Raw genomic sequence first — 11,516 nt, 5'->3', positions numbered from 1 at the left:
GTTTGAGCAAGACCCCTTGGTTGTAACGCGTGCCCCGGATCAAAAACTGATCAGCCGGGTATTCACCGCGCTCGTTTTGGCCCCAGGCCTCGCGCAGCCATTCGCGGTTGGACTCAAAACCGCCTGCGGCCAACACACAGGTGCGGGCCTCGATGCGTTCGCGCCGCACGCTGCCATCGGACTGCTTGTGCATGACCAATGCGGCCACAAAGCGGCCCTCGTCCAATTCGACGGTATCCACCTCGGCGTTGTAGTGGATCTGCACGCCCAGCTTTTCGGCGCTGCGGTAAAAGGCATTCACCAAGGCCTTGCCCCCGCCCATGAAAAACGCGTTGGTGCGGGCCGTGTGCAAAGCCCCGGACAAAGACGGCTGAAAACGCACCCCGTGCTTGACCATCCAGGGCCTGCATGTGGCCGAGTGGCGGATCGCCAGACGGGCCAAATGCTCGTCGGTCAAACCGCCGGTGACTTTGAGCAGGTCTTGCCAAAACTCTTCTTCCGGGTAGGCATCGACCAACACGTCTTGCGGCGCATCGTGCATGCAGCGCAAATTACGGGTATGGCCCGAATTACCACCGCGCCACTCGCGCGGTGCCGATTCGAGCAGCATCACGCTGGCACCGGCTTCACGGGCCATGAGCGCCGCACACAGGGCCGCGTTGCCGCCGCCAATCACCAAAACATCCACCGTCATAAACACTTTCAGGGCAAGGTGCCCGAGCTGGATCAGAACTGGTACTTGCGCAAACCGCCGTCGACAGGAATCACCGCGCCGGTGATGTAACTGGCCAAGGGCGATGCCAAGAAGGTGACCAAATTGGCCATGTCTTCGGGCTCGCCATAGCGGCCCACAGGAATCTCGTTGTCGCACTGCCATTGGCGGTATTCGGGCGTGTAGTTGCGAAAAATTTGCTCTGAATGGATGCGGCCAGGCGGCACACAGTTCACGGTGACGCCGTGCTTGCCCACCATGCGCGACAAACCCTTGGCCCAACTGTGGATGCCGGCTTTTGCGCAAAAAGCACCGTTGGTGTGCTCGGGTTCGCTCTTGCCGGTGATGTTGATGATGCGGCCCCATTTGCGTTCAATCATTTGATCGATCAGGGCATCGGCCACTTGGCGTGGGCGGTGAAAGTTCAAGGTGATGGCTTCTTGCCAGGCCTCTTCGCTCACATGCAGCTCCTTGAAGCTGCGCGAGCCTCCGGCATTGTTCACCAAAATATCCACACTGCCCAAACCCGCCAAAGCCGCCTCTGCCAAACGTTTGGCCGCGTCGTCCGCATACAGGTCCGACTCGATGATCACCGGTGCATGTCCCCCAGCAGCCACGATTTCGTCCGCCAACTCGCGTAACTTGTCCACGCGTCGTGCGGACACGGCCACACGCACACCTTCAGCGGCCAGGGCTTTGGCAATGCCACGGCCAATGCCCACGCTGGCACCTGTGACCAGCGCCGTCTTGTTCGTCAATTGCAAATTCATTTCATCCTCCAAAACCAACTGGCAAAAATCTCAACACGCATCACCAATCCAAGGCCTTGGCCAGGACTGATTTTTAACCCGCCCACCGTTTTTATATTGTGCAGTACAAGCCGGTGGGCATCGGCTGCTGGCAAGAGTCGGGGAGTGAATTCATTCATGGCCAATCCATTCGGCCAGCGCCCGCCCCAAGTAAGCCCAAACTCAGTGGTGGGCGCGCCCAAGATCCTGCGCACCGAGCTCACGCCCGCGCCACAGACTGGGCTTGATGCGAAACAAGCTTGGGTAAAGGCGCAGGTCCTTCGGGCTGCAGAAGTTGCCCTCGCATGAGCCCGCGCAGCGTGGCCAGCAGCAAGGCGCCGATGACGCCCGTGACGACCCCCAACCACAAGCTGGCCAGCCACTGCGCAAGCCCTGGTTCGGGGCTCAGGAGCAAGCCCAGCGCCGCCGAAGCCGCCAAGGGAAAAGACATCCCCCAAAAAGGCATGCCAAAAGGCTGCTGCAGGCAGCGCTTGAGCACGGTGAAAGACAGCAAGGTGAAAAACAAAGCCACGCCTGCCAGCATGTGCACCACCAACGCGGGCGCACCCAGGGCATGCCCCGACAGGGCCAGCACCGAAGGCGGCGCGATCATGATGAAGGTGGTGGGCAACAGGCGCTGCGGCCACAAACCCCACATGCCAATGCGCACCCAAACCAGCGCCAACGCCACCGGCCACAGCACCGCCGCCAGCCCGTATTGCGCAGCCGCCCACACCGGGTGCCCCAAGCTCGCCCCTGCCAAAGCGGGCAACACATTGCCCACCACAGGAATGAACAAAGCGGGGGTGATACCGGGCCAAAAATCTTGCGCCGTCAAACCTGGCTGCAGCCAACGCCCGACCACCCCCAAGGTGGCCAACAGCAAACCGGCTGCGCCCAGCATCCACAGTCCATCGGCCCAGAGGCTGTAACCCTGGTGCACCACCCACACCGTGGGCAACAAGACCAGCGAGGACGGCAGCGCCGCCACAAACACATGCCGCAATGGGTGCCTGGCATCGGCCAGCAAGGCCGCCGGGTAACGCAGCAGCCGCCACAACTGGCCCAGCAGCAACAGGGTCAACACCCCGGCCGCCAACACCCCCAACCCCAGCGACACCTGCAGCGCCACAGACCCCCAATGGGGCACAGCCCGCGCCCAGGCCAGCGACAAACCACACAGGCCCATGACCATGGCAAACCAGGCAAAACCCAGGTGCTGCACGGAGGAAGCGGGAGCTTGTTCGGTCATGGGCAATGAGGGGCGTTAAAAAACCCGTGGGGTGAGCCACGGGTTGGGGCTTGCAAAAGCAAATAGTCGCAGGTGTAAATCAGAACGGAATGTCGTCGTCCATGTCGTCAAAGTTGCTGGCCGCTGGCTTCGGTGCCGCAGCCGGGCGCTGAGCGGGCGCAGCCGCAGGACGCGCAGGGGACTGGCGAGGCGCATAACCACCACCAGCAGCGCCACCACCGCCACCGCCCTCTTCGGACGGGCCGCCCATGCCCTGGCGACTGCCCAGCATCTGCATGCTGTCGGCGCGGATGTCGGTGGCGTACTTTTCCACGCCGTTTTTGTCGGTGTATTTGCGGGTGCGCAGGCTGCCTTCCACATACACCTGGCTGCCCTTGCGCAGGTACTGGCCCGCGATCTCGGCCAACTTGGCAAAAAAGCTGATGCTGTGCCACTCGGTGGCCTCTTTCATCTCCCCTGTTTGCTTGTCTTTGTAGCGGTCGGTGGTGGCCACGCGGATGCTGGTGACCGCATCGCCCGAGGGCAAATAACGGGTTTCGGGGTCGGCTCCCAGGTTGCCGACGATGATGACTTTGTTGACGGATGCCATGAAAACTCCTCAATGATGCCCAATTATGCGGCCAATCTCAGGCGGCCATTCGCCTCTAGGCCAAGGCCCGAAAGTTGACCTCATGCCCCACTCCCCACTGACTCATCAGGTCTGCTCCACAGGCACACCCCGAACAGGGTTCTGCATGGGCAAGGCCAGCAGCAACCACATTAGCATGGCCGCGCCACAGCTCAAAAACAGCACTGGGCTACCCCAGGACTTGACCACCCAGCCGCCCACCAGACCGCCCACAAAAAAGCCCAAAGACTGCACGGTGTTGTAAACCCCCAAGGCCGCACCACGCACGGCCCGGGGTGCGATGAGCGAGGCCAGACTGGGCAGCGACGCCTCCAGCGCATTGAAGCCGCAGAAAAACACCAGCAACAAGACAGCCAAAACACCGAGGCTGGGCGTGCCCAGCGACTGCACCAGCAAACCCACCTGCACCACAGCGATCAAGCCAATGGAGAGCAAAAACACTTTTTTCAAGTGCCCTCGCCGTTCCATGGCCAACACCACGCCTAAAAACAACAAGGACAGCAGCACCACTGGCAAATACAACTGCCAATGCAGCGAGTTGTTCAGGCCCGCCTGCACCAGCAAGGACGGCACCGCCACCCACATGGCCAATTGCACCGCGTGCAATACAAACACCCCAATATTCAGGCGCATCAAGTCGGCATGGGCCAGCACATCGGTCAACCGGCCACGCCCTTCTCCCGTCGCAGGCGGCGGTGCGGGCGGTGCCCACCAGATCACCACCCCCACGCCCAGCAGCGCCAGCGCCCCGGTCAACCCAAAAAGTCCAGAAAAACCGATCCAGACCGTCAGCACAGGGGCCACCACCAAAGACAAGGCAAACATCAACGCGATGGTGCTGCCCAACCAAGCCATGGCCCGGGTGCGCACCTCGTCCCGCGTCAAGTCGGCCAACAAGGCCGTGACGGCAGCCGACACGGCCCCCGCCCCCTGCAAGCTGCGCCCAATCAGCAAGCCGGTCAGGTCGGTGGCTGCAGCGGCCCAAAAGCTGCCCAAAGCAAAAACGATCAGGCCCAGCACGATCACCCGCTTGCGCCCGAAACGGTCCGAAGCCATGCCAAACGGCCACTGCAACAGGCCTTGCGTCAGCCCGTAAATGCCCATGGCCAGCCCCAGCCAAAGGGGGTCTTCGCCCCCAGGGTATCGGCGTGCTTCCAGGGCGAACACCGGCAAAACCAGGAACAGCCCCAACATGCGCAAAGCCAAAATACCCCCCAGCGAAGCACTGGCGCGCCGCTCAGTGGGCGTCATGTTCAAGTCAGAAGATGTCTGCGAAAGGTCGGCCACAGAAAACCCAAACAGGGTGAAAACAATAGGTCAATTGTCCCCGATTAACGCCAACGAGTGCCCGCCACAGCCCCGACAGGGATAATCAAAGGTTTTGCCGATCTGACCGCCACCGTGAAACTTGCTGACCCCCCTCTCTTGCCTGACGAACCCGAACCCGCGCGGTATCTGGCCTCAGCGCTGCGGCAAACCCACATCAGCGTGCGCGGGGCCCGCACCCACAACCTGAAAAACATCGACCTCGACATCCCGCGCAACCAGCTGGTGGTGATCACCGGGCTGTCGGGTTCGGGCAAGTCGAGTCTGGCCTTTGACACGCTGTATGCCGAAGGCCAGCGCCGCTATGTGGAGAGCCTGTCGGCCTATGCCCGGCAGTTTTTGCAACTCATGGACAAGCCCGATGTGGACCTGATCGAGGGCCTGTCGCCTGCGATTTCCATCGAGCAAAAAGCCACCAGCCACAACCCGCGCTCCACCGTGGGCACGGTGACCGAGATCCACGACTACCTGCGCTTGCTGTTTGCCCGCGCGGGCACGCCTTACTGCCCCGACCACAACCTGCCGCTGCAAGCGCAGACCGTCAGCCAGATGGTGGACGCCGTGCTGGCCCTGCCCGAAGACACCAAACTCATGATCCTCGCGCCGATTGCGAGAGAGAAAAAAGGCGAGTTTGAAAAAGTCTTCGAGCAAATGCAGGCCTTGGGCTATGTGCGTTTTCGCATCAATGGTCAGACCGTTGAAGTGGAAGACCTGCCCACGCTGAAAAAAACCGAAAAACACAACATCGACGTGGTGGTGGACCGCATCAAGGTTCGGTCAGAAGAGGATGCCAAAGCGCGCGACGCCCTGCGCCAACGCCTGGCCGAAAGCTTTGAAGCCGCGCTGCACCTGGCCGAACACCGCGCCGTGGCACTCGAGATGGACACGGGCAAAGAGCACCTGTTCAACGCCAAGTTCTCATGCCCGGTGTGCACCTACTCGATCAGCGAGCTGGAACCACGCCTGTTCTCGTTCAACTCGCCCATGGGTGCTTGCCCCACCTGCGACGGCATTGGCAGCATGGCATTTTTTGACCCCGAACGGGTCGTCGCCTTCCCCTCGCTCAGCTTGGCCAGCGGCGCCATCAAGGGCTGGGACCGGCGCAACGGCTTTTATTTCAGCATGCTCGAAAGCCTGGCCAAGCATTACCAGTTCGACATCGAAGCGCCGTTTGAAAAACTCGCACCGATTCACCAAAAGGTGCTGCTACACGGCTCGGGCGAGGAAGAAATCAAGTTCAGCTACACGATGGAATTCGGCGCATCGCAAGGCAAGAAAGTCAGCAAGAAGCACCCGTTTGAAGGGATCATCCCCAACATGACGCGCCGCTACCGCGAGACCGACTCGGCCGTGGTACGCGAAGACCTGGCGCGCTACCGCAACATGCAGGCCTGCACCGATTGCCAAGGCACGCGCCTCAATCGCGAGGCGCGCCATGTGCGCATTGGCGAAGGCGCGCAAGCCCGCGCCATTTACGAGATCAGCCACATCACGCTCGGTGAGTCACAACAATACTTTCAGGGCCTGACCATGCACGGGGCCAAGGCCGAGATCGCCGACAAAGTGGTGCGCGAAATCGCGCTGCGCCTGAAGTTCCTCAACGACGTGGGCCTCAATTATTTGAGCCTGGACCGCAGCGCCGACACCTTGTCGGGCGGCGAGTCCCAACGCATTCGACTGGCCAGCCAGATCGGCTCGGGGCTCACGGGCGTGATGTACGTGCTGGACGAGCCCAGCATCGGATTGCACCAGCGCGACAACGACCGCCTGATCGGCACGCTGCAACACCTGCGCGACATCGGCAACAGCGTGCTGGTGGTCGAGCACGACGAAGACATGATCCGCGTGGCCGACCATGTGATCGACATGGGGCCGGGCGCGGGCGTGCACGGCGGGCGCGTGATGGCGCAAGGCACCTGCGCCGACATCCTGGCCGCACCCGATTCGGTCACGGGCCAGTACATGTCGGGCCGCAAGAAGATCGAGATCCCTAAGCGCCACAAACCGGGCAAGGACTTCATCGAGATCGTGGGCGCGTCCGGCAACAACCTGAAAAGCGTGAACGTGAAGTTCCCGGTTGGCTTGCTGACCTGCGTGACCGGCGTGTCAGGTTCAGGCAAATCCACCTTGGTGAACGACACGCTCTACACCGCAGCGGCGCACCAAATCCACCGCGCCCACGACGAAGCCGCCGCGCACGAAGCCATCTTGGGCCTGGAGCATTTCGACAAAGTCATCAACGTGGACCAGTCGCCCATTGGCCGCACGCCCCGCAGCAACCCGGCCACCTACACCGGACTGTTCACCCACATCCGTGAGCTGATGGCCGAAGTGCCCGCGGCCCGTGAGCGCGGCTACGGCCCCGGGCGCTTCAGTTTCAACGTGAGCGCATCGTCGGGTGGGGGCCGCTGCGAGGCCTGCCAGGGCGACGGCATGGTGAAGGTGGCGATGCATTTTTTGCCCGATGTGTACGTGCCCTGCGACGTGTGCCACGGCATGCGCTACAACCGCGAAACACTCGAAGTCCAATACAAGGGCCAGAACATCGCGCAGATCCTGAACATGACGGTGGAAGCAGCGCACCAGTTCTTCAGCGCCGTGCCCAACATCGCGCGCAAGTTGCAGACCCTGCTGGATGTGGGCCTGACTTACATCCGCCTGGGCCAAAGCGCCACCACCCTCTCGGGCGGCGAGGCGCAACGCGTCAAGCTCGCGCTGGAACTGTCCAAGCGCGACACCGGCCGCACGCTGTACATATTGGACGAGCCCACCACCGGCCTGCACTTTGCCGACATCGACCTGCTGCTCAAAGTGCTGCACCAGCTGCGCAATGCGGGCAACACCATCGTCATCATCGAACACAACCTCGACGTCATCAAAACCGCCGACTGGCTGATCGACATGGGGCCCGAGGGTGGTGCGGGTGGCGGCACAGTGCTGGGCGAAGGCACGCCAGAGCAGCTGGCCAAAAACAAAGCCAGCTTCACGGGCCACTATTTGGCGCGTTTGCTCTGTTGACCCGACCCGATGATGTTCGCTATTCACGCTTTTTTGTGGGAGCGGTGTCCTCGCCGCGATGGAGCCCCGCAGACCACCACACATCGCCCCGAGGCCGGGGCTCCCAAACCTTTTCATCCAACCACTTTTGAAATTTCAAGCACCTATGAAAACCGTGATCCGTACTTTCTTCCGAACCCTGCGCGTTGTGCTGGGCCCCGTCATGCTGCTCAAAGAGCGCCTGACCCAGCCCACTGGCATGGTGCGCGAACCAGCGGCGCAAGCCCGTGTGGACCAACAGTGCCAAAGCCTTGCGCTCTACCAGTTCAGCACCTGCCCTTTTTGCATCAAGGTGCGCCAGGAAATGCGCCGCCTGTCGCTACCGATTGAAAAGCGCGATGCGCAACACCACACCGCCAACCGCGACGCTTTGTTGCAAGCTACGGGCGCAACCCAAGTGCCGTGCCTGCAGATCACCGAAGCCGATGGTCAAACCCGTTGGCTGAAGGACTCGGCCGCGATCGTGGCGTATTTGCGCGAGCGCTTTGCCTGAACACACAAGCACAAGGGGCCAACCTTTTGTAGGTCGGCGGCTTCAGCCCCGACAAGCCCCCTGACCCCGCCCTTCAACCATGGAAACCGAACTCAAACTCAGCCTGTCTGCGGACGAACTAGCGCGCCTGCTGGCCCACCCGCTGCTGACCCAAGCAGGCAACACACAACGCCTGCTCAACACCTATTTCGACACGCCCGACTTGGCCTTTCAACAGCGCCGCATGGCGGTGCGCGAGCGGCTGGCGGGTGAGCAATGGCTGCTGACCGTGAAGACCGCAGGCCAAAGCCACAACGGCCTGTCACGCAGGCAAGAGTGGGAAGGCCCAACGACGCCGGGAGCCTTGCAGTTCGACAAACTGGTGGATGACGCCGCGCTGGCGCAAAACCTGATGACGCTGCGCCCGACCTTGCGCGCCCTGTTTTGCACCGACTTCGAACGCCAACGCTGGGTGATTGCCCATGGAGGCGCAAAGATCGAAGTGGCGCTGGACCAAGGCCACATCCATGTGCCCGGCACCGACCTGAGCGAGCCGCTGCTGGAGCTGGAATTGGAACTGCTCAGTGGCCCAGAAGAGGCCCTCATGGCGCTTGCCGATGTGCTGCGCCAGACACCCTATGGCCCTGTGACGCTGGTGCCGAGCGATGCGAGCAAGGCGCAGCGGGGGATGGCGCTTTGGAGCAGGTCTAATCAGCGAGCGCCGCAGGCTTTGGCACCTCATACCCCGCTAACTGTGCCCAAGCCCGATAGACCCAAAACGCTTCCTCATGGATGAGCCCATGGCGCAAAACCTCCGGACTGAAGCCCGAGATGCGGCGGGTCTCGCGGATGAAATGACTTTGATCAGAAAACCCGTTGTCCAAAGCGATCTGCGTCCAATCCAAACGTTCTTCGAGCATGGCTTCCATCACCGCAAAAAATGCAGCCTCCCCCCTGACGGAACCTTGCAACTTACGCAAGGACCAGCCTGTCCACTGCTTGACGCGGCGCTCGGACTGACGCAAGCTGCGGCCCCACCCTGTGGCGGCGGCACGCAGGGCCAAGGCCTCCATCCATGGGGCAAAGTTCTGTCCCCATCCCTCAGGCGACCCATTGTGATCACGCGAGTTCAATGAACACCGCTGCCAAATTTGAAGCAGATCCGCCAACAAACGCTCCACGCGCTGATCGACATCGACCGGCTCAATCAGCCTCTGATACGCGGTCAGCAGTGCAGGAGGCAATACATCGTTGGCATCCACTATTTGATCGCTTAATGTCTGCGGCTCCACACCGGTGAGCGCCCAAAACGCATCCGGATAAAGGATGACCATCAATCCCTCTGCTTCGGGACTATAAAAAGCGCTTCGAGGCGCACTGTGCGGCCCCATCACTGAAAAAGACGGCACCGAATCACGAGCAGCCATCGGTTCGCATCCCACACCTACAGCCAACACCTCGATGCTGCCCCGAAACAGCACACTGATCGTGCACACGGGGCCTGCGGGGTAATGCCCCCACCGCTGCGACTCGGACAACGCCATGTCCACCGTGCTGCGCCACAGCACGGCACGCACGCAGGCATGCAAACCCCAAGGCGGCAACCAGGCACGAACTGGAGAAAACAAAATGGGGGCATGGGTTAACGTCATTCACAAAGTATATGTAAAGTATTCTTCTATTAATTCAAATAACCTTAAAGTGTCGATTCGATTCAAGACGCTGCGCGACCAGCCATTCAAGATCGCACTATGAACACACACACCGAAGCCCACCGAATCCCTTGCACAGCTGCACCACTGTGGGGACTGAGCCTCTTACGCACCATGCGAGCCGACTATTTGGGCTATGTCACACGCTTGCAAAACCAGCACCCCGACATCGCGCAAGTGCAGGTCCTGAACGAACACATCACCCATGTCTTTCATCCCGATTGGGTGCGCCAAGTTCTGGTGGACCAAGCCGACGCGCTAATCCGCTGGGAACGCGCCACCGAGGTGTTCAGCATCTCCATGGGGCAAAGCGTGCTGGTCACAGAAGGCGCGCAATGGCAACGCCAGCGCCGCATGTTGCAACCCGGGTTCACGCCCAAGCGAGTGGCAGGCTACGCCAGCTTAATGGCGTCTGCTGCCCACGACGCGCTGAACTCACTAATGCAGCGCGTTGGCGACCAAAGCGTGGACATGGACGCTCTCATGACAGACATGACGCTGGACGTGATCTTGCGCGCCTTATTTGGATCCCATCAGGTCCGGGATGCCCTGCCTGTGTCGCAGGCCATCCAGACTCTGAGCCATTCGGGCTTTTCAGAACTGTTCAAACCATTTTCATGGCCGCTGTGGATGCCCTTGCCTTCGGTGCGCAAAGTGCGCCATGCCAAACAGACGCTGGACCGCGTGATTCAGCAGCACATCCAAGCTCAGCAATCCACGGCCAGCGACGATGGCCATGACCTGCTGACCATGCTGCGACTGGCCAGAGACCCGGAAAATCCCGAGCAGCGCCTGAGCGCACAGGAACTGCACGACCAGACCATGGTGATGTTTCAAGCCGGTCATGAAACAACGGCCACCGCCATGACTTGGTGGAGCGGCCTGATCGCTCGTCACCCAGAAGTGGCCGAACGCATCCACGCCGAAGTCGATGCGGTGTTGCAAGGGCAAACACCAACACCCGCTACCTTGCAGCAAATGCCGTGGTTACAAGCCAGCCTCAAAGAAGCCTTGCGCCTGTATCCACCAGCGGCCATCTTGTTCACACGTCGCGCACTCAAAGATTTGCAAGTCGGCCCATGGACCGTGCCCCAAGGCCAACTGATTGCTTTCACGCCTTATGTGATCCAGCGCGATCCACGCTGGTTCGAGTTGCCTGATGAGTTCAAGCCTGAACGTTTTTTGCCCGGAGCACCCGACATCCCGCGAGGTGTTTGGATGCCCTTTGGCACCGGCCCCCGGGTGTGTATTGGCCAGCACTTTGCCCTGCTCGAAATGGGTCTGATAGCGGCCATGCTAATGCAGCGCTTCCGACTGGAATGGCCTGAAGGTGAACCATGGCCAGAAAGCGATCTGGCAGTAACTTTGCGGCCTGCGCAAGCCATTCGGCTGAAACTGCATCAAAGGGCCGTCATCACACTTCCACAGATCGGTTGAACAGCTTATTGGTAATGCCCCCGACAGGCAATCACGGTCAGCTCCACATCGTCCACGGCGTAGACCAGTCGATGCACGTCGTCGATGCGACGCGACCAATAGCCTGACAGATTGCCCAGCAACGGCTCGGGT

General features: G+C 61.0%; 13 protein-coding genes. 5 read left to right on the top strand and 8 right to left on the bottom strand.

The genetic code is table 11. The features are described from left to right. The 6 genes from ACIQ47_RS12305 to ACIQ47_RS12280 form a co-directional block, all read right to left on the bottom strand. Positions 1-694 (bottom strand): FAD-dependent oxidoreductase (locus tag ACIQ47_RS12305; protein WP_396438386.1); only part of this gene is annotated, 694 nt, incomplete at its 3' end. Positions 695-726: 32 nt separating this feature from the next. Continuing rightward, positions 727-1,482 carry an SDR family NAD(P)-dependent oxidoreductase gene (locus ACIQ47_RS12300; RefSeq protein WP_396438384.1) on the bottom strand — a complete coding sequence of 252 codons (756 nt, stop codon included), beginning with the start codon at positions 1,480-1,482 and terminating at the stop codon, positions 727-729. After that, the gene (locus tag ACIQ47_RS12295) at positions 1,479-1,640 is read right to left on the bottom strand and encodes a hypothetical protein (protein ID WP_396438383.1); all 162 of its coding nucleotides are present in this window, start codon (positions 1,638-1,640) and stop codon (positions 1,479-1,481) included. Before ACIQ47_RS12295 ends, ACIQ47_RS12300 begins: the two co-directional genes overlap by 4 nt. Positions 1,641-1,720: 80 nt before the next feature. After that, positions 1,721-2,752 carry a C4-dicarboxylate ABC transporter gene (locus ACIQ47_RS12290; protein WP_396438382.1) on the bottom strand — a complete coding sequence of 344 codons (1,032 nt, stop codon included), beginning with the start codon at positions 2,750-2,752 and terminating at the stop codon, positions 1,721-1,723. Between the two features lie 79 nt (positions 2,753-2,831). Next, positions 2,832-3,341, bottom strand: coding sequence for a single-stranded DNA-binding protein (gene ssb / locus ACIQ47_RS12285; RefSeq protein ID WP_396438381.1), 510 nt, complete (start codon positions 3,339-3,341; stop codon positions 2,832-2,834). 105 nt (positions 3,342-3,446) lie between these two features. Then, positions 3,447-4,631 carry an MFS transporter gene (locus ACIQ47_RS12280; RefSeq protein WP_396438380.1) on the bottom strand — a complete coding sequence of 395 codons (1,185 nt, stop codon included), beginning with the start codon at positions 4,629-4,631 and terminating at the stop codon, positions 3,447-3,449. A 150-nt stretch (positions 4,632-4,781) separates the two neighbouring features. Between ACIQ47_RS12280 and uvrA the strand changes: the two genes are divergently transcribed. From uvrA to ACIQ47_RS12265, 3 genes are all read left to right on the top strand, one after another. Further along, the gene (gene uvrA / locus ACIQ47_RS12275; RefSeq protein WP_396438379.1) at positions 4,782-7,724 is read left to right on the top strand and encodes an excinuclease ABC subunit UvrA; all 2,943 of its coding nucleotides are present in this window, start codon (positions 4,782-4,784) and stop codon (positions 7,722-7,724) included. Positions 7,725-7,869: 145 nt separating this feature from the next. Further along, positions 7,870-8,256, top strand: coding sequence for a glutaredoxin family protein (locus ACIQ47_RS12270; protein WP_396429189.1), 387 nt, complete (start codon positions 7,870-7,872; stop codon positions 8,254-8,256). 79 nt (positions 8,257-8,335) lie between these two features. Then, positions 8,336-9,031, top strand: a complete 696-nt coding sequence (locus ACIQ47_RS12265) for a CYTH domain-containing protein (protein ID WP_396438378.1) — start codon at positions 8,336-8,338, stop codon at positions 9,029-9,031. On the opposite strand, the gene ACIQ47_RS12260 is transcribed toward ACIQ47_RS12265, so the two are convergent. Continuing rightward, positions 8,943-9,779 (bottom strand): helix-turn-helix domain-containing protein, encoded by an 837-nt coding sequence (locus ACIQ47_RS12260; protein WP_396438377.1) that lies wholly within the window; start codon positions 9,777-9,779, stop codon positions 8,943-8,945. The genes ACIQ47_RS12265 and ACIQ47_RS12260 overlap by 89 nt on opposite strands. Between ACIQ47_RS12260 and ACIQ47_RS12255 the strand changes: the two genes are divergently transcribed. Beyond that, positions 9,778-9,990 carry a hypothetical protein gene (locus tag ACIQ47_RS12255; RefSeq protein WP_396438376.1) on the top strand — a complete coding sequence of 71 codons (213 nt, stop codon included), beginning with the start codon at positions 9,778-9,780 and terminating at the stop codon, positions 9,988-9,990. The genes ACIQ47_RS12260 and ACIQ47_RS12255 overlap by 2 nt on opposite strands. Continuing rightward, complete coding sequence (locus tag ACIQ47_RS12250; RefSeq protein WP_396438375.1) at positions 9,987-11,384, top strand: cytochrome P450; 1,398 nt, start codon at positions 9,987-9,989, stop codon at positions 11,382-11,384. Before ACIQ47_RS12255 ends, ACIQ47_RS12250 begins: the two co-directional genes overlap by 4 nt. 5 nt (positions 11,385-11,389) lie before the next feature. Here the strand turns inward: ACIQ47_RS12250 and ACIQ47_RS12245 are convergent. Further along, positions 11,390-11,516, bottom strand: a 127-nt coding sequence (locus tag ACIQ47_RS12245) for a Txe/YoeB family addiction module toxin (protein ID WP_396438387.1), incomplete at its 5' end; no start/stop codon positions are given.

It is taken from the genome of Limnohabitans sp. (genome assembly GCF_044373035.1).
Taxonomy (GTDB): domain Bacteria; phylum Pseudomonadota; class Gammaproteobacteria; order Burkholderiales; family Burkholderiaceae_C; genus Limnohabitans_A.
The sequence above is the reverse complement of the archived record's forward strand: the minus strand, read 5'-3'. Positions and strand labels throughout refer to the sequence as shown.

Coding starts and splice junctions, on each gene's coding strand:
- ACIQ47_RS12260 (WP_396438377.1), bottom strand. CDS start 9,779: ATGGCGTTGTCCGAGTCGCAGCGGTGGGGGCATTACCCCGCAGGCCCC.
- ACIQ47_RS12290 (WP_396438382.1), bottom strand. CDS start 2,752: ATGACCGAACAAGCTCCCGCTTCCTCCGTGCAGCACCTGGGTTTTGCC.
- ACIQ47_RS12255 (WP_396438376.1), top strand. CDS start 9,778: ATGTCCACCGTGCTGCGCCACAGCACGGCACGCACGCAGGCATGCAAA.
- ACIQ47_RS12300 (WP_396438384.1), bottom strand. CDS start 1,482: ATGAATTTGCAATTGACGAACAAGACGGCGCTGGTCACAGGTGCCAGC.
- ssb (WP_396438381.1), bottom strand. CDS start 3,341: ATGGCATCCGTCAACAAAGTCATCATCGTCGGCAACCTGGGAGCCGAC.
- ACIQ47_RS12280 (WP_396438380.1), bottom strand. CDS start 4,631: ATGACGCCCACTGAGCGGCGCGCCAGTGCTTCGCTGGGGGGTATTTTG.
- ACIQ47_RS12265 (WP_396438378.1), top strand. CDS start 8,336: ATGGAAACCGAACTCAAACTCAGCCTGTCTGCGGACGAACTAGCGCGC.
- ACIQ47_RS12250 (WP_396438375.1), top strand. CDS start 9,987: ATGAACACACACACCGAAGCCCACCGAATCCCTTGCACAGCTGCACCA.
- ACIQ47_RS12295 (WP_396438383.1), bottom strand. CDS start 1,640: ATGAATGAATTCACTCCCCGACTCTTGCCAGCAGCCGATGCCCACCGG.
- ACIQ47_RS12270 (WP_396429189.1), top strand. CDS start 7,870: ATGAAAACCGTGATCCGTACTTTCTTCCGAACCCTGCGCGTTGTGCTG.